Raw genomic sequence first — 15,778 nt, forward strand, 5'->3', positions numbered from 1 at the left:
GCCCGGGGCCTCAGTCAGGCGTCGACAAGGGGGATGCGGGTGTCGTTCGACGAGGAATGGGCCAGGCAGAAGCAGGCAGTCACGGAGCAGCAGTCGTCGCACACGCGGCTGAACCAGCTTCCGGCCGACGGCTCGGGCCCGACGGGCCCCACGGGTTCCACACCGGACCTGGCCACGGCCCCCGCCGCGAAGAAGAAGGCGGCGAACACCATCGAGACCAAGCTGGAGCCCGGGACGAAGCAGGCCGCCGACGCGGCCGACGAGTCCACCCTGAAGGCCATCACCGAGTTCAGCGACTGGGACACCGGAGCCGGCCTGAAGAAGGCCCACGCGCACTGGGACACCCAGGTGAAGCGGCTGATGGCCCGGCTGAACAGCGAGAAGACCAGTCTCCGGAACACGTCGACGCTGTTCACCAACCAGGACATCTCCACGGGGCAGGGCTTCATCCCTCTCCAGTCCAGGGTGTCCGGAATATAAGTGCGTTCACGACTGTCCGGCATTTGAGGGGGAACGATGCCCACCTATTACGAGATCCTGCACGTCAAGCTCTCCGAGCTCACTTCGGCCGCGGCGGCTGGAAGGACATGGCCGGCAAGCTCAAGAAACTTGAGGACCTGCACGAGGAGGACGTGCAGAGCGTCACCAAGGGCGACAGGTGGATCGGCGAGAGCGCGTCGATCGCCGCCCCCAACTTCGCGGTGACGCGCGGCCAGTACGACGCGGCCCAGAAGGAAGCCCTCGCCATGGAGTCGCTGCTCCGGAGAGTCCGACGAAACGCTGTCCACGCTCCGCATGTCATGTGCCCTGCCCGGCGGACTCGACAAACTGTCGCAGCAGAACCTCCTGGTCGCGCAAGTCGCGAACACGGCGTACGTCGGCACGGCGGTGAAGCAGGACGTGAGGGATCGCCAGATCCGCTTCCTGTACCTCATGGCACGGCACGCCACCGACGCCCTCGGCTGCGAGAACGAACCGCTGAAGAAGGCCCCCGTCGTCAAGGGGTACGAGACCCCCGAGGAGGCCGCGAAGGCCCCCCGGTAGTCCCGTCAGGCCGCGAGGCGGACCTCTCCCTGGCGCGGGGCCTGCCGCGCCGGGCGGGAGGTCGCGCCGATGCGGCGGGGCGGGGTCAGGTCCGTGCGGGACAGGCGGACCAGCTCTCGGTGGGACAGGGCCAGGAGGTCGGCGAGGGCCAGGCCGAGGGCGTGGGCGGCTGCCGCCAGCACCTCGGACGACGGTTCCTTCAGGCCCCGTTCCAGCTCGGAGAGGTACGGCATCGAGATGCGCGCCGCCTCGGCCACGTCCTTCAGCGTGCGCTCCTGGGCCTGCCGCTCGCGGCGCAGGACGTCACCGACGACGTGCCGCAGGAGCGGTTCCCTGGCCGCGGGGGCCGGCACCTCGGTTACCGGACGCAGGGGTATGACGCGGGCGTGGTTCGACTCGTGGCTGCTCACCTCCCCAGGTTAGGAGCCCCGGGCCCGCCGCGCCGCCGGGAACGTTCCGCCCCCGGCGAAATCCCGCCGCGCGGGGCCCCTCTTACGGGAGTTGGCGGCCCTGATCTGTCTGGGCTGGTGGGGCTTCACCGCCCCCGACTACCGGACAGATGTGCGAGATTGACCGGATGAACAACCAGGAATCCCAGCGCACCGCGCTGCGCCGCGCCCGTACCGAGGACGGGGCGGCGGTGGCGGAGGTCTACCTGCGCTCCTTCGACGCCGCACTGCCGACCGTGCGCCGTGCCCATGACGACGACGGCGTCAGGGCGTTCTTCCGCGATGTCGTCGTGGTGCACCACGAGACGTGGGTGGCCGACGAGGAAGGCTCCGTGGTCGGAATGATGGTGCTGGAGGAGGGCCGGATCGAGCAGCTCTACCTGGCACCCGACCGCCGCGGACACGGCCTCGGCGACCGTTTCGTACAGCTCGCCAAGGAACGCAGCCCGCAGGGGCTGGAGTTGTGGACCTTTCAGGTCAACACCCCCGCTCATCGCTTCTACGAGCGGCACGGGTTCGTGGCGGCGGAGCGGACCGACGGTTCGGACAACGAGGAGCGGGAGCCGGACATCCGCTATGTGTGGAAGGGCGACGCGACAGCGGACGATCGGCCATGATGCCGTAATGAACGCGCCACGGGGGCAACGGAACAGTCAACAGCCTTACACGCAACGGTCGTTGTACGGAATACGGCGGCCCGGGCACCCTCCGGTGAGCCGGGCCGCGCCCCCGGGCCCGTACGAGCGGCGACGCCCGTCCGGCGCCTACGGGCCCTTACGTCCCCCGCCGGGCATCCCTTCGGGCGCCGGTGACATGCGGCGCTACCTCGCGGTCGCCGTCGACTGCTATCTCTGCCTGCTGGCGGCCGGCCTGCTGACCCGGCCCCACGTGGGCACGTCCGATGCGGGCCGGGCCCTCCCCCTGCTTCTCGCCTTAGCGCTGATCCTCTCGTTCGCCAACCAGGTGCTCCTGACCGTCGCGGTCCGGGCGAGCGCGGGCAAGCTGGTGATGGGGGTACGGGTCGTGGGGATGCCCGGTGTCGACCGGCCCGGGTTCGGCCGGCTGGTCCGGCGCTGGGTCCTCGGGCTGTGCTGGGTGCCGCTGCAGCCCTGGCACTGGCTGCGCTCGCTCTCCGGCACCGCCCGCGAGGGCGGCGGCCAGCCGGCCCGGGGCTGCGAGGACGGCAGCCCCTACGAGGATGTGGCGGGGCTCCGTCAGGTGCGCCACGTGGACCTGCTGGCCTACCGGGCGGCCGTCGCCGAGCGGGCGGCCTGAAGCCGGACCGCCCGGCGGCCACGGAGTCAGGCGGTGGCGTTCTCCGTCACCGTGACGCGGCCCTTGCGGATGGTTGCCAGCCTCGGCGCCTTGCGGGCCAGGGCACTGTCGTGCGTGACCATGATGAAGGTCAGCCCGTGCTCCTTCCACAGCCCGTCGAGCACCTCCATGATCTCGTCGCGCATGGACTCGTCGAGATTGCCGGTGGGCTCGTCGGCGAGCAGCACCTTGGGCCGCTTCACCAGCGCCCGCGCGATCGCGACGCGCTGCTGCTGACCGCCGGACATCTCGCCCGGCAGATGGGTCGGACGGTCACCGAGACCCACGGATTCGAGCGCCTCCGCCGCGCGCTCCCTGCGCGTCCTCGCCCCGAGGCCCAGGGGGACGAGTGCGGTCTCGACGTTCTCCTGCGCGGTGAGCGTGGGGATCAGGTTGAAGCTCTGGAAGACGAAGCCGATGGACTCCGCCCGCACCTTGGTGAGCCGCGCCTCGGGCAGCTTGGCCAGATCGACGCCGTCGAGTTCGACGGACCCCTCGGTCGGGCGGTCGAGGCCGCCGAGCATCTGGAGGAGGGTGGACTTGCCGCCGCCGGTCGGGCCCTGGATGACGAGCCTGCCGCCGTCCTCGATGGTCAGGTCGACCCCGTCGAGCGCGTTGACGGTGGTCTTGCCGCGCCGGTAGCGCTTGGTGACGCCTCTGAGCTGGTACACGTGTGGACTCCTGCTGTGCGTACGGACGTGGGGTGGGGGTGCGGGCGCTACTCGACGCGGCGCAGGGCGTCCGCCGGGCGGAGCCGGGAGGCGCGCCAGCCGCCGAAGGCGCCCGCGACGAGTCCGCCCGTCACGGCCAGTCCGACGGCGAGCAGGATGACGGAGAGTGAGACCGGTGCGGTCAGCGCGATGTCGAGGGTCCGGGACGCCGTCTGGCGGCCCGGACCGCCGCCGCCCATGGGACCGCCGCCCATCGCGCCGCCGCCGCCCGAGGAGCCGAGCTGGGCGGTGAGGGTGGGGCTGATGGCGGTCACGGCGTACGCGCCGCCGAGTCCGACGGCGATACCGAGGACCCCGCCCATGAGGCCGTTGACGAGGGCCTCGCCGACCACCTGACGGGTGACGCGGCCGCTCTTCCAGCCGAGGGCCTTGAGGGTGCCGAACTCCCGTACGCGACGGCTGACCGCCGAGGACGTGAGCAGTCCGGCGACCAGGAACGCGGCGATCAGTACGGCGATCGAGAGCCACTTGCCCACGCTGGAAGCCAGGTCGGACGCGGTGGAGAGGGAACCGGAGACCGTGTCGGCGAGGTCCGCGGAAGTGGTGACCGTGGTGCCGGAGATGTTCTTCTGGATGGCGGACTTCACGGCGTCGATCTGCTGCGAGTCGGCGGCCTTCACATAGACGGTGGTGACCTCGTCCTTGGAGTCGGCCAGGGTCTGCGCCTGCTTCAGCGGGACGTAGACGTTGGCGGCGGCGTCGCCGCTGTCCGCCGTCGAGACACCGATGATCGTGTACTTGGTGCCGGAGATCGTCACGGTCTTGTCGACCGCGAGCTTCTTCTCCCTGGCGTACGAGGCGTCGACGACCGCGACCTTCGCGTCCGTCTCGGCGGCCTTGAACGTACGGCCCTTGGTGATCGCGGAGGAGGTCAGCGGGCCCAGGTCCTGCTGGGTGACGTCCGTGCCGTACACGGTGAAGGAGTTGACGTCGAAGGAGGCACCGCCGCCCTGTACTTCACCCTGCGGCTGGCCGGCGCCACCCCCGGGGCCGGTCCTGCTGTCCTGCTGGGCGCCCTCGTCCTGCTTGAACTCGCCGCGCCTGAACTGGCCGTCGACCTTCATGACCGTCAGGCTGAGTCCTCCGACGGCGTCGGCGACGCCACTCTGGTCCGCGACCTCGTCGACGGTGGTGGCGGCCAGGGTCTGGAAACCCTGGACCATGACCCGGTCGGTGCTCTGGGTCGAGTCGTCGTCCTTGGCGTCGAACTCGAACCGCGGTCGCGTGGTGCCCGTACCCGGGGCGGCGGCGGCCTTGGTGACGGTCATGTCCGTACCGAGGCCGTACAGCGATTCCAGGACCTTGTCCTGGGCTTTCGTCATGCCGGATGACACCGAGCTGACGATGATGACCAGCGCGATTCCCAGGGCGAGCCCCGAGGCGACGACGAGCGCCGCCTTTCTGCGGCGGCGCAGCTCGCGCCGGAGGTAGGTGAAGAACATGGCGCGACGGTATGGAGCGGTCGTGATGGTGGGTTAAGGCCACGATGAGAGCGCCATGAGAACCTCCACGGGCGCCCGACACCCGTGGACACGCGCGGATACGCCGAAGGCGGCGGCACCGGGAATCCGGGGTGCCGCCGCCTTCGTACGGGGGGTGATGCGGGTCGGACAGTGGGTCAGGCGGCGGAGCCGGCCTGCCACTCGGCCCAGTTCATGTTCCAGCCGTTGAGTCCGTTGTCGGGCGTGATGGTCTTGTCCGGGGAGTTCTTGACGATGACCACGTCGCCGATCATGGAGTTGTTGTAGAACCAGGCCGCGGGCGCGTTCGGGTCGCCCGCGCCCTTCACGTCGGCGAGGCCCACGCAGCCGTGGCTGGTGTTGGCGCTGCCGAACATCGACTTGGCGCCCCAGTAGTTGCCGTGGATGAACGTGCCCGACGTGGAGAGCCGCATGGCGTGCGGCACGTCCTTGATGTCGTACTCGCCCTTGCCGTCGTCGTCGGTGAAGCCGACCGTGGCACCGTCCATCCGGGTCTCCTTGAACTTCTCGGAGATCACCATCTGACCGTTGTACGTCGGGTTGTCCGAGGAGCCCGCGGAGATCGGGATGGACTTGATCGTCTTGCCGTCCTGGGTGACGGTCATCGTCTTGGTCTGGACGTCGACGGTCGAGACCTGGTTGCGGCCGACCTTGAAGGTGACCGTCTTCTCCTGGACACCGAAGACGCCGTCCGCGCCCTCGACGCCGTCGAGCGCGAGCTTCAGCGTGACGGTGGAGCCACCCTGCCAGTAGTCCTCGGGGCGCAGGTCGAGCCGCTGCGAGTTGAACCAGTGGCCGACGACCTGCTGGCCGCTGCTGGACGTGACGGTGATGCCGTCCTGCACGGCCTTCCGGTCGGTGATCGCCTTGTTGAAGTTGATCGAGACCGGCATGCCGACGCCGACGGTGGAGCCGTCCTCGGGCGTGAAGTTGCCGATGAAGCTGTTGTCGGGCGAGACGGTGGTGAAGGAGCTGTTCTCGTGGGCCTCACGGCCCTTGGCGTCCGTCGCGGTCGCGTTGATCTTGTACGTGGTCGAGCGCTCGAGCTGGCCGCTGGGCACCCAGCTCGTGCCGTCGGCGGCGAGGGTGCCCTCGACGCTCTGGCCGGCCGACGTGGTCATCGTGACCTCGGTCAGCTTGCCCTTGGTGACGGTGACCTTGGCGTCCTTGTTGATGCTCGCGTTGGTGGCACCGTTCTTCGGCGCGATCGTTATCTGCGCCTCCGAGGTTTCCTTGGCCGCCGCTTCGTCCACCTGGGCCTGCGACTTCTTCGAGCTCTCCGGAGCGGGGCTCTTGCCGCCCTCGTCACTACAGGCCGAGAGCACCAGTACGCCGCCGAGCAGTGCGGACACGGCCGCGAGGCCCCTGCGCCGCTTGCTGTCCGTCATCACACGCTTCTCCATCGTTGCCGATTCCCCAAATCCCCGAACGGGACCGCCGGACGGCGTTACCCCGTCAATGTTCCAAGAACACCCCAAACGGGTGGTCGGTTCCACATCCTCCGAAGATGTGGGGAACACCACTCACCGACGCGGTGACACCCGCGCCGGTTCCCGCCACCGGACACGTAAGGGGCCGTCCGCACGCGACCGGCCCCGGTCCGCCGTCGGATGCGGACCGGGGCCGGGGTTCTCACACCCCTGTCCTACCGTTCCGCTCCGGCACGCTCGCCATCGCCCTGCCCATTGTCCTCGACCTCGCCGTCCTCACCGGCGCCCTCGAATCCGTAGCCGCTCTCGTCGTCGTCCTCGCCACCGTCCCAGTCCTCGGACCAGTCCTCGGCGTCGGGGTCGTAGTCGACCGTCTCACTGCTCCAGGACGCCTGGGCGAGTTCCACCCCGGGCACCTCGCTCACCAGGTCGAAAGGGTCGACGAGTGAAGCAATGGCCTCCGCACCGTCTTCCCGCACGGTGGCCTCTGCATGCGTACGCTCCTCGGCCGATTCGCCCGGGCCGAGGCCGGTGCCCGCCGCGGCGTGCTCGGCGGCGATACCCGCGAGGGCGCTGCCGGTCAGGGCTTCGGCGTCGGTGATCTCCAACACCATCTCCACGCGAAGCCGAACAAACCTGGATGTCTCTGAAGTGGTCATACGCGGGAGCGTAAGGCTCCTGGAGTCCACGGCTTTCCCACGACCCGCTGCTTTGCTTAGCATCGGCACACGGGGCTAACTGATGGTTGTCGCAAGGGGATCGATTCTGTGTCCATCGCTCGTCGCACGCTGCTGACCACCACCGCCGCGGGCACCCTGCTCTGCGCTCTGTGGTTCGTTCCCTCCGCCAACGCGACCGGCGGAAGTCACACGCACGTGTCCGCCGGTTCCGTACGGGATCAGGGGACCGCGCCCGCCGGGCAGGCCGGCGCGGACACCGTGCTCGCCGACACCGGGGCGGGGGTCGACACCACCCCGTACCTGATCGGCGGCACGGCCTTCCTGCTCATCGGCGCGGGTTTCGTCGCCTACTCGGCCCGGACGGGCCCGCTCGGGGGCCCGTCCGGCGTCCGAGGCGCCGGGAGCCCGCTCTAGGCCAGCGGCCCGGTGACCGGCTCCACGGCCGCGACCAGCTTTCCTTCGCGTACGAAGGCGTCGGCACCGGCCAGGTCGGGGGCGAGGAACCGGTCGGGGCCCGGACCCTCGACGCCTGCCGCGCGCAGCGCCTCGATCGCGGCGAGCGAGGCCGGCGCGGGGGTGAGCCCCTGCGCGGCGCGCAGCTCGACGGCGCGGGTCGCGGCGTACATCTCGACGGCGACGATCCTGGCCAGGTTGGTGACGGCGGTACGGAGCTTGCGCGCCGCCGACCAGCCCATGGAGACGTGGTCCTCCTGCATCGCGGAGGACGGGATCGAGTCGGCGGACGCGGGGACGGCGAGCCGCTTCATCTCACTGACGAGGGCGGCCTGCGTGTACTGGGCGATCATCAGTCCGGAGTCGACCCCGGCGTCGTCGGCGAGGAACGGCGGCAGCCCGTGCGAACGGTTCTTGTCCAGGAGCCGGTCGGTGCGGCGCTCGGAGATGGAGCCGAGGTCGGCGGCGACGATCGCCAGGAAGTCGAGCACGTACGCGACGGGGGCGCCGTGGAAGTTCCCGTTGGACTCGACCCGGCCGTCCCGCAGGACGACGGGGTTGTCGACGGCGGAGGCCAGCTCGCGCTCGGCGACCACGGAGGCGTACGCGAGGGTGTCGCGTCCAGCGCCGTTGACCTGCGGTGCGCAGCGCACGGAGTAGGCGTCCTGGACGCGGGGCGCGTCGTCCTGGTGGTGACCGGTGAGGCCGGACCCGGCGAGCACCCGCAGCATGTTGTCGGCGCTGGCGCCCTGGCCGGGGTGCGGGCGGATGGCGTGCAGCTCCGGGGCGAGGACCTTGTCCGTGCCGAGCAGCGCCTCCAGGGAGAGGGCGGCGGTGATGTCGGCCGAGGTGTAGAGGTTCCTGAGGTCGGCCAGGGCCATCACGAGCATGCCGAGCATGCCGTCGGTGCCGTTCAGGAGGGCCAGGCCCTCCTTCTCGCGCAGTTCGACGGGGGTGATGCCGTGGGCGGCGAGGAGCTCGCCCGCGGGGCGCACGACGCCGTCGGGGCCCTCCGCGTCGCCCTCGCCCATCAGGGTCAGGGCGCAGTGGGAGAGCGGGGCGAGGTCGCCGGAGCAGCCGAGCGAGCCGTACTCGTGGACGACGGGGGTGATGCCGGCGTTCAGTACGTCGGCCATGGTCTGCGCGACCGCTGGGCGTACGCCGGTGTGTCCGGAGGCCACCGTCTTCAGCCTCAGGAACATCAGGGCGCGGACGACCTCGCGCTCGACGCGGGGGCCCATGCCCGCGGCGTGCGAGCGCACGATGTTGCGCTGGAGCTGGGCGCGGAGCTCGGGGCTGATGTGGCGGCTGGCGAGCGCACCGAAGCCCGTGGAGACGCCGTAGACCGGCTCGGGCTTGGCGGCGAGCGCCTCGACGACCTCGCGGGCGGCGGCGAGCGCGTCCACGGCCGCGGCCGAGAGCTCGACGCGGGCGTCCGCGCGGGCCACGGCGATGACGTCCTCGGCGGTGGTACCGGACGTCCCCACCACGACTGTATGCATATCCATATTCAGAAGCCTACGGATTGAATCCCTTCATGTCACTAGTGAATGTCACTAGTGGTCATCCAGTTGACCCCTTACCGGCCCCGCCCTCGGGAGCCGGCGCTCAGGGACGGCTACCGCGCAGCCTGCGCCGGTCGTGGGCCGACTTCGGCGGGGAGTCGGCGAGCCGGATCACCTCACCGTCGCGCCCGGCCACCACCGGCCTCGCGGAGCGCGCGGCCTTCGCCCGGTACTGGGCCGCATCGGCCAGCCGGAAGAGCCTGCGCGCCGAGCGCAGCGGGCCGATGGGGTCACCGGTCGACGCGACCCCGCAGGCGACCCCGTCACCGAGTTCGAGCACGGCCGCCCGCTCGCAGAGCTCCGTGGCCACCCGGACCACGTCGTCCGCCCCGGGGCCGAGGGTCAGCAGGCAGAACTCGTCGCCGCCCAGACGTGCGGCCAGGGCGCCGGGAAGCATCGCGCCGCACAGGGACAGCACGGAGCCGAAACGTTCCAGCAGACGGTCACCGACCTCGTGCCCATGCGTGTCGTTGACCACCTTCAGACCGTTCAGATCGCAGACGACCAGGCTCACCACGGCGCCGTCGGCGCGATGCCGCTCCACCGCCTCGTCCAGCCGGATGTCGACGGCCCGGCGGTTCGCGAGGCCGGTGAGCGGATCGGTGAAGGCCAGCTTGCGGACCTCCTCCAGCCTCTCCGTCTGAGCGATCCCGGCCGCCACGACGGCGGCCAGGACGGTCGCGAAGTCGGCGTCGTCCCGGTCGAACACCGGCTGCTCCGCCGAGCGCGCGACGTACAGCTCGCCCCAGGCCCGCCCGTGCAGCACGATCGGCGCCACCACGCAACAGCCCCGCCCGCGCCGGCGCAGGGCGGCGACCCGCTGATGACAGAACGGGCGGGCCCCCCGCGCCGGAGCACCCTCGGCCGGAGTGCCCTCGGCGGTCTCCACCCAGGCGTCCGGCTCGCCGCCGCCCGCCCAGCGCTCATGGAGGAACTCGGTGATCTCCGGGAACTGGTGCACGGGGTACGCCTCCTCCTCGGGGAACTCCTCCTCCCCCTCGGCCCGTTCACCCGCGTTCACCAGCACCCGCAGCCGTCCGCGGTCACGCTCCCACACGGAGAGCGCGGCGAAACTGCCGTCCAGCGCCTCGCACGCCCTCAGCGCCGCCGCGCGCCACGACTCCCGCGGGGTGTAGGCCGCGGCCATCGACTGCGCAAGCGAAACCACGGCTCGCAGCCGCGCATCATCACCAGCCATCGCTCCAGCTTATGTAGTTTTGTGACGATTCGATCAGTGTGGGTCGTGAAGGATCGCCGGTTCGCCCCCGAGGAGCGGGCCGACGTCACTCACCGTCACCTGGTGCCCCGCCCGGGACCGCTCACTCCCCGGGCCAGTTCGGCTTCCGCTTCTCGTTGAACGCGGCCACGCCCTCCGCCCGGTCCCCGGAGAAGGCGACCGACCGCCAGGCCGCGTCCTCCACCTCCAGGCCCGCCCGCAGATCGAGCCCGTGCCCCAGCCGCAGCGCCCGCTTGGCCGCGCGCAGCCCCACGGGTGAGTTGGCGGCGATCCGGCCGCCGAGCGCCAGCGCCTCCTCCCGGTCCCGGCCCGCCTCGACCAGCTCGTCGACGAGCCCCAGCTCTCGCGCCTCGGCCGCCTCCACCCGCCGGGCCGTGAAGACCAGCTCGGCGGCGCGGGCCGCACCGACCCGGCGGGGCAGCAGCTGCGTACCGCCACCGCCCGGAATGACACCGACCGACACCTCGGGCAGCCCGACGACCGCCGTTCGGTCGGCCACGATCAGGTCGCAGGCGAGCGCCAGCTCGAATCCGCCGCCGAGTGCGAAGCCGTGCACCGCGGCGATCGTCGGCATCGGCAGTTCCAGGACGCCGGTGTACGCGGCGCGGGCGGTGGGCCGCTGCCGCACCAGCTCGGCGTCGGTGAAGGAGTTGCGCTCCTTGAGGTCCGCGCCCACACAGAAGGCCCGCTCATGGCTGGAGGTGAGCACGGTGACCCGTACCCCGCTGTCCGCGCCGAGCGCCGCACAGGCGGCCCCGATCGACCGGGCCATGTCCGTGGACACGGCGTTCATCGCCTTGGGCCGGTCGAGCACCAGCTCCGCCACGCTCTCCTGGCCCTCGTGCCGCCGCACGACGACGAATTCCCCGAACCGCTGCTCCGACGTGACGGTCATGACTGCACCCCTCCGGTGAACGAGCTCGAAAGTTAACGAGCGTTACCGGGCGATCCTAGAGCGCACCCGTCCCCAGGCATATGGGAGTCGCGGGCCGGTCAGGAGGAGGAACCAGGCGTGCCGCGCCGCGCCAGCAGCCACGGCTCCACGACTCCGAGGCCGCGCACCGGCCGCTGCCACATCGGCTGGAGACCGAAGCGGTAACGGGGCAGGGCGGGCTCGTGGGCCTCCCGGCCCTCCTTCTCGGCCAGCCGCGCCCGCTCGGCGGCGGCCGCCGCCTCCTCGGATGCCTGTGCCTCGGAGGCGGGGGCGTCGCCGGTCCGCGTGAGCTCCTTGGCGAACGCCCCGTCGACCAGGACGGCGTTCTTCGGAGCTATCGAGGTGAGCCGGCTGGCGAGGTTGACCGTGGTCCCGAAGACGTCGCCCATCCGGGTGGTGACCGTGCCGAAGGCGATGCCGACGCGGAGCGCGGGCATCGTGTCGTTCTGGGCCATCGCCTCGACCAGCCGAAGCGCTATCTCGGCCGCCGTGCCCGCGTCGTCGGCGGCGAAGAGCACCTCGTCGCCGAGCGTCTTGATGAGCCGTCCGCCGTGGGCGGCGACCAGGTCGGCGGCGGTCGTCTCGAACGCCTCGACGAGCTCGCCGAGCGCCTCCTCCTCCAGCCGCCGGGTCAGCCGTGTGAAACCGACCAGGTCCGCGAAGCCGACGGCCAGCCGGCGGTCGACCATCTCCTCGTCGTCGGCGGCCTGCACGACCCGGCCCGTCGCGGCGGCGAGCTGCCGCCGCCACACGTACACCAGGAACTCCTCCAGCTCGGGCAGGAGCAGCTCGACCAGCGGATACGTGACCTCGGTACGGGTCATCCCGGGCTCCGGGGGCTCGGTCAGCCCCTCCAGGAACGAATCGATCTGCCACTCGGCCAGCCGGGCGGTGGTCTGCCCGGTGGAACGCGCCACCTGGATAGCCATCGGCTCGCTGAGCAGCCCGGCCTCGACGAGTCCGGCGAGGCGGCGCAGTGCCAGCACATCGGCCTCGGTGAGCGCCTTGGCCTGTCCGATGTCGGCGAATCCCATGGCACGCCAGAACCGGGACGCCAGATCCATGGAGACGCCCGCGGTACGGGCCGCCTGGAACGGCGTGTAGCGGCGGTCGGCCCCCAGGATCAGCTGTTCCAGCCTGATCGCCAGCGGGTCGTCGGTCGGTTCCGCCGTGTGATCGACTTCGTGATGCGGTGTCGCGTGGACCGAGGAGTCCGACGGGGGCTCCTCGCCCGCGCCGGACGTCGTGTCGTCGACGGTCACCAGCCGCCTCCTGCCCGTTCCCTGCGCACTGCCCTGCCGATCTGTCGCTGGATCGCCTCAACGATACGGCAGGTGTGCCCTACCTCACGTCGCCTGGACGCCCGGGCCGGGTCGGGCTGGGCCAGGGGTGTGAACGGCCGGGCGCCCGGCACACCGGCCACCGGGATCACCACCGTCTCAGGCCGGTCCGTCCTCCTCCGTCCGCAGGTGGACGATGTCGCCCGCCGACACCGGCTCCTGGAGCCCGTCGCCGGTGGACAGGACGAGGCGCCCGTCCCCGTCGATCGCGACGGCCTCTCCGACGACGGAACGGTCGCCGGGGAGCTCTGCCCGTACCGTCCGGTCCAGCGTCGCGCAGCCCGCCGCGTACGCCGCCTGGAGTCCGCTCGCCGCGGCGTCCCCGTCCGCCGCGCGCCAGCTCCCGTACCACTCCTCCAGCCCCCGCAGGACGGCCCGCAGGAGCGTCTCGCGGTCGGTGGACACCGCCCCGGCCAGGGCGAGCGAACCCGCCGCGGGGACGGGCAGCTCGTCCGCGCGCAGCGAGACGTTGAGCCCGATGCCGATGACGACGCCCTCCCCCGCGCGCTCGGCGAGGATGCCGCCGGCCTTGCGTTCGGCGCCGTCGATCGTGACCAGGAGGTCGTTGGGCCATTTCAGTGCCGTGTCGACGCCCGCGGACTGCGCGAGCGCGGTCGCCGTCGCGACCCCGGCGAGCAGGGGCAGCCATCCCCAGCGGTGCGGGGGCACGTCACCGGGCTTGAGGTAGACGGAGAAGAACAGCCCCGAACGCGGCGGCGCCGTCCAGGTCCGGTCGAGCCTGCCGCGGCCCGCGGTCTGCTCCTCGGCGACCAGCACGGTGCCCTCGGCCAGTCCGTCCGCGCGCGCGGCGAGGTCGGAGTTGGTCGAACCGGTCGTCTCCACCACGTCGACCGAGCTCCACAACGAGTCCGGCCGAAGCAGCCCACGGCGCAGCGCGGCGACGTTCAGGGGCGGCCGGTCCAGGTCCGACCAGCGGTTGTGTGGCGCATCGGAAGGTGTCATGCAAGCCACCCTAGGTGTGGGGAACGACGCACTGCCGAACGGTAGCCGCGCCGATACGCTACGAGTCAGTAGCAACGGCCGTCGGGCCCGTGGCCTGTCGACCCCGCGTCCCCCACGCAGTCGCGCGCGTCCCGGCCGAGCACCGCTGCTGAACGTTCTAGCCGTCCCCGTGACCAGGCAGGGAGCCGCCACCCGATGTCCGAGCCGCAGAGCGACATCCACACCACCGCGGGCAAGATCGCGGACCTGCAGCGACGTATTGACGAAGCCACGCACGCAGGCTCCGCACGCGCCGTGGAAAAGCAGCACGCCAAGGGCAAGTTGACCGCCCGTGAGCGGATCGGGCTCCTCCTCGACGAAGGTTCCTTCGTCGAGCTCGACGAGTTCGCCCGGCACCGCTCCACCAACTTCGGCATCGAGAAGAACCGCCCGTACGGAGACGGCGTCGTCACCGGCTACGGTACGGTCGACGGTCGGCCCGTGTGCGTGTACTCACAGGATTTCACGATCTTCGGCGGCTCGCTCGGCGAGGTCTACGGCGAGAAGATCGTGAAGGTGATGGACTTCGCGATGAAGACCGGCTGCCCGGTCATCGGCATCAACGACGGCGGTGGCGCCCGCATCCAGGAGGGTGTGGCCGCGCTGGGGCTGTTCGCGGAGATCTTCCGCCGCAACGTCCACGCCTCCGGTGTGATCCCGCAGATCTCGCTGATCGTCGGACCGTGCGCGGGCGGCGCGGTCTACTCCCCCGCGATCACCGACTTCACGGTCATGGTCGACCAGACCTCGCACATGTTCATCACGGGTCCGGACGTCATCAAGACGGTCACCGGTGAGGACGTCGGCTTCGAGGAACTGGGCGGCGCCCGCACGCACAACACCACCTCCGGTGTGGCGCACCACATGGCGGGTGACGAGAAGGACGCCATCGAGTACGTCAAGTCCCTGCTGTCCTACCTCCCGTCCAACAACCTCTCCGAGGCACCCGCGTTCCCGGAGGAGGCGGACCTGGAGACGACGGACGAGGACCGCGAGCTCGACACGCTCATCCCGGACTCCGCGAACCAGCCGTACGACATGCACACCGCGATCGAGCACGTGCTGGACGAGGGCGAGTTCCTGGAGACACAGGCCCTGTTCGCGCCGAACATCGTCACCGGCTTCGGCCGCGTCGAGGGCCACCCGGTCGGCATCGTCGCCAACCAGCCGATGCAGTTCGCGGGTTGTCTGGACATCAACGCGAGCGAGAAGGCCGCACGCTTCGTGCGGACCTGCGACGCGTTCAACGTCCCCGTCCTGACCTTCGTCGACGTGCCCGGCTTCCTGCCGGGCGTCGACCAGGAGTACGGCGGGATCATCCGCCGCGGCGCCAAGCTGATCTACGCCTACGCCGAGGCGACGGTCCCGCTGATCACGGTCATCACCCGCAAGGCGTTCGGCGGCGCGTACGACGTCATGGGCTCCAAGCACCTGGGCGCCGACCTCAACCTGGCCTGGCCGACCGCGCAGATCGCGGTCATGGGCGCGCAGGGCGCGGTCAACATCCTGCACCGCCGCACGATCGCCGCGGCCGAGGACCAGGAAGCGACCCGCGCCGAGCTGATCGCCGACTACGAGGACGCCCTCCTCAACCCGTACGTCGCCGCCGAGCGCGGCTACGTCGACGCGGTGATCATGCCGTCCGAGACCCGCGCCCACATCGTCAAGGGCCTGCGTCAGCTCCGTACCAAGCGGGAGTCCCTGCCCCCGAAGAAGCACGGCAACATCCCCCTCTAGAGAGGACCCAGACCATGATCAAGGTCGTACGGGGCAATCCGACCCCGGAGGAGCTGGCCGCCGCACTCGCGGTGGTCCAGGCGCGCGCAGCGGCGACGGCCGCCCTGCCGTCCGGCGCGCCGGTGCCGCCCGAGCAGTGGTCCGATCCGGGCCGCATCGCCCGCCAGGGTGCGCTCCGGCCCGGTCCGCGCTCCTGGGCACGGACGTACTGGCCCGTCTGAGCACCCGCCCCGCCGGGGCTCGTCCGCACGGGTGTGGCGGGGGCCGCGGGCTGCCAGACAGCGCCAACCCCCCCCACCACCCCCAGGCCGTTGATAGACAAAAACAAAACCCCCCCCACGCCAACCAAAAGGCTTGAGGAAACGGCGAGCTGGCAGATCG

General features: G+C 71.0%; 17 protein-coding genes. 7 read left to right on the plus strand and 10 right to left on the minus strand.

Features of this window, described 5'->3' with window-relative positions:
* Together ACFWSK_RS29350 and ACFWSK_RS29355 are read left to right on the plus strand one after the other, a co-directional pair.
* On the plus strand, positions 1-480 hold a 480-nt coding region (locus ACFWSK_RS29350; protein WP_383792529.1), incomplete at its 5' end, for a hypothetical protein.
* Positions 481-795: 315 nt separating this feature from the next.
* Positions 796-1,044 carry a hypothetical protein gene (locus ACFWSK_RS29355; RefSeq protein WP_383792532.1) on the plus strand — a complete coding sequence of 83 codons (249 nt, stop codon included), beginning with the start codon at positions 796-798 and terminating at the stop codon, positions 1,042-1,044.
* A 5-nt stretch (positions 1,045-1,049) separates the two neighbouring features.
* Here ACFWSK_RS29355 and ACFWSK_RS29360 read toward each other — a convergent pair whose 3' ends face one another.
* On the minus strand, positions 1,050-1,454 hold the full coding sequence (locus tag ACFWSK_RS29360; RefSeq protein WP_383792535.1) for a helix-turn-helix domain-containing protein: 405 nt from the start codon (positions 1,452-1,454) through the stop codon (positions 1,050-1,052).
* A gap of 167 nt (positions 1,455-1,621) precedes the next feature.
* Between ACFWSK_RS29360 and ACFWSK_RS29365 the strand changes: the two genes are divergently transcribed.
* Both ACFWSK_RS29365 and ACFWSK_RS29370 read left to right on the plus strand, forming a co-directional pair.
* Positions 1,622-2,110 (plus strand): GNAT family N-acetyltransferase, encoded by a 489-nt coding sequence (locus ACFWSK_RS29365; protein WP_383792538.1) that lies wholly within the window; start codon positions 1,622-1,624, stop codon positions 2,108-2,110.
* Positions 2,111-2,306: 196 nt separating this feature from the next.
* Complete coding sequence (locus ACFWSK_RS29370; protein WP_383792541.1) at positions 2,307-2,768, plus strand: RDD family protein; 462 nt, start codon at positions 2,307-2,309, stop codon at positions 2,766-2,768.
* Positions 2,769-2,794: 26 nt separating this feature from the next.
* Here the strand turns inward: ACFWSK_RS29370 and ACFWSK_RS29375 are convergent, their stop codons facing one another.
* The 4 genes from ACFWSK_RS29375 to ACFWSK_RS29390 all read right to left on the minus strand — a co-directional run bounded on the left by ACFWSK_RS29375 (position 2,795) and on the right by ACFWSK_RS29390 (position 7,108).
* A complete protein-coding gene (locus ACFWSK_RS29375; RefSeq protein ID WP_383792544.1) occupies positions 2,795-3,478 on the minus strand; it encodes an ABC transporter ATP-binding protein in 684 nt (227 codons plus the stop codon).
* Between the two features lie 47 nt (positions 3,479-3,525).
* The gene (locus tag ACFWSK_RS29380) at positions 3,526-4,980 is read right to left on the minus strand and encodes an ABC transporter permease (RefSeq protein WP_383792547.1); all 1,455 of its coding nucleotides are present in this window, start codon (positions 4,978-4,980) and stop codon (positions 3,526-3,528) included.
* Positions 4,981-5,156: 176 nt separating this feature from the next.
* Positions 5,157-6,422, minus strand: a complete 1,266-nt coding sequence (locus tag ACFWSK_RS29385; RefSeq protein WP_383792550.1) for an Ig-like domain-containing protein — start codon at positions 6,420-6,422, stop codon at positions 5,157-5,159.
* 242 nt (positions 6,423-6,664) lie between these two features.
* Positions 6,665-7,108 (minus strand): hypothetical protein, encoded by a 444-nt coding sequence (locus ACFWSK_RS29390; protein WP_383792553.1) that lies wholly within the window; start codon positions 7,106-7,108, stop codon positions 6,665-6,667.
* A gap of 108 nt (positions 7,109-7,216) precedes the next feature.
* Here ACFWSK_RS29390 and ACFWSK_RS29395 point away from each other — a divergent pair, with 108 nt between their 5' ends.
* Complete coding sequence (locus tag ACFWSK_RS29395; RefSeq protein ID WP_383792556.1) at positions 7,217-7,543, plus strand: hypothetical protein; 327 nt, start codon at positions 7,217-7,219, stop codon at positions 7,541-7,543.
* Here the strand turns inward: ACFWSK_RS29395 and hutH are convergent.
* From hutH to ACFWSK_RS29420, 5 genes are all read right to left on the minus strand, one after another.
* Positions 7,540-9,090, minus strand: coding sequence for a histidine ammonia-lyase (hutH, locus tag ACFWSK_RS29400; protein ID WP_383792559.1), 1,551 nt, complete (start codon positions 9,088-9,090; stop codon positions 7,540-7,542). The two genes, ACFWSK_RS29395 and hutH, sit on opposite strands and share 4 nt — an antisense overlap.
* 100 nt (positions 9,091-9,190) lie before the next feature.
* Positions 9,191-10,345 carry a diguanylate cyclase domain-containing protein gene (locus ACFWSK_RS29405; protein WP_383792562.1) on the minus strand — a complete coding sequence of 385 codons (1,155 nt, stop codon included), beginning with the start codon at positions 10,343-10,345 and terminating at the stop codon, positions 9,191-9,193.
* 121 nt (positions 10,346-10,466) lie between these two features.
* Positions 10,467-11,279 carry an enoyl-CoA hydratase/isomerase family protein gene (locus tag ACFWSK_RS29410; RefSeq protein WP_383792565.1) on the minus strand — a complete coding sequence of 271 codons (813 nt, stop codon included), beginning with the start codon at positions 11,277-11,279 and terminating at the stop codon, positions 10,467-10,469.
* A gap of 98 nt (positions 11,280-11,377) precedes the next feature.
* On the minus strand, positions 11,378-12,580 hold the full coding sequence (locus tag ACFWSK_RS29415) for an adenylate/guanylate cyclase domain-containing protein (protein ID WP_383792569.1): 1,203 nt from the start codon (positions 12,578-12,580) through the stop codon (positions 11,378-11,380).
* A 177-nt stretch (positions 12,581-12,757) separates the two neighbouring features.
* Positions 12,758-13,621, minus strand: a complete 864-nt coding sequence (locus ACFWSK_RS29420; RefSeq protein ID WP_383792572.1) for a biotin--[acetyl-CoA-carboxylase] ligase — start codon at positions 13,619-13,621, stop codon at positions 12,758-12,760.
* A 195-nt stretch (positions 13,622-13,816) separates the two neighbouring features.
* On the opposite strand from ACFWSK_RS29420, the gene ACFWSK_RS29425 reads away from it, so the two are divergent.
* On the plus strand, positions 13,817-15,397 hold the full coding sequence (locus tag ACFWSK_RS29425; protein WP_383792575.1) for an acyl-CoA carboxylase subunit beta: 1,581 nt from the start codon (positions 13,817-13,819) through the stop codon (positions 15,395-15,397).
* 14 nt (positions 15,398-15,411) lie between these two features.
* Positions 15,412-15,618, plus strand: a complete 207-nt coding sequence (locus ACFWSK_RS29430) for an acyl-CoA carboxylase epsilon subunit (protein ID WP_383792578.1) — start codon at positions 15,412-15,414, stop codon at positions 15,616-15,618.
* The last annotated feature ends 160 nt before the right edge of the window (positions 15,619-15,778 follow it).

The sequence above is a fragment of the Streptomyces sp. NPDC058620 genome (genome assembly GCF_042717135.1).
Lineage (GTDB): Bacteria > Actinomycetota > Actinomycetes > Streptomycetales > Streptomycetaceae > Streptomyces.

Excerpts from the sequence above, each read along its gene's own strand:
- ACFWSK_RS29355 (WP_383792532.1), top strand. The coding sequence starts at position 796 with ATGTCATGTGCCCTGCCCGGCGGACTCGACAAACTGTCGCAGCAGAAC.
- ACFWSK_RS29365 (WP_383792538.1), top strand. The coding sequence starts at position 1,622 with ATGAACAACCAGGAATCCCAGCGCACCGCGCTGCGCCGCGCCCGTACC.
- ACFWSK_RS29370 (WP_383792541.1), top strand. The coding sequence starts at position 2,307 with ATGCGGCGCTACCTCGCGGTCGCCGTCGACTGCTATCTCTGCCTGCTG.
- ACFWSK_RS29380 (WP_383792547.1), bottom strand. The coding sequence starts at position 4,980 with ATGTTCTTCACCTACCTCCGGCGCGAGCTGCGCCGCCGCAGAAAGGCG.
- ACFWSK_RS29385 (WP_383792550.1), bottom strand. The coding sequence starts at position 6,422 with ATGGAGAAGCGTGTGATGACGGACAGCAAGCGGCGCAGGGGCCTCGCG.
- ACFWSK_RS29390 (WP_383792553.1), bottom strand. The coding sequence starts at position 7,108 with ATGACCACTTCAGAGACATCCAGGTTTGTTCGGCTTCGCGTGGAGATG.
- hutH (WP_383792559.1), bottom strand. The coding sequence starts at position 9,090 with ATGGATATGCATACAGTCGTGGTGGGGACGTCCGGTACCACCGCCGAG.
- ACFWSK_RS29405 (WP_383792562.1), bottom strand. The coding sequence starts at position 10,345 with ATGGCTGGTGATGATGCGCGGCTGCGAGCCGTGGTTTCGCTTGCGCAG.
- ACFWSK_RS29410 (WP_383792565.1), bottom strand. The coding sequence starts at position 11,279 with ATGACCGTCACGTCGGAGCAGCGGTTCGGGGAATTCGTCGTCGTGCGG.
- ACFWSK_RS29420 (WP_383792572.1), bottom strand. The coding sequence starts at position 13,621 with ATGACACCTTCCGATGCGCCACACAACCGCTGGTCGGACCTGGACCGG.
- ACFWSK_RS29425 (WP_383792575.1), top strand. The coding sequence starts at position 13,817 with ATGTCCGAGCCGCAGAGCGACATCCACACCACCGCGGGCAAGATCGCG.
- ACFWSK_RS29430 (WP_383792578.1), top strand. The coding sequence starts at position 15,412 with ATGATCAAGGTCGTACGGGGCAATCCGACCCCGGAGGAGCTGGCCGCC.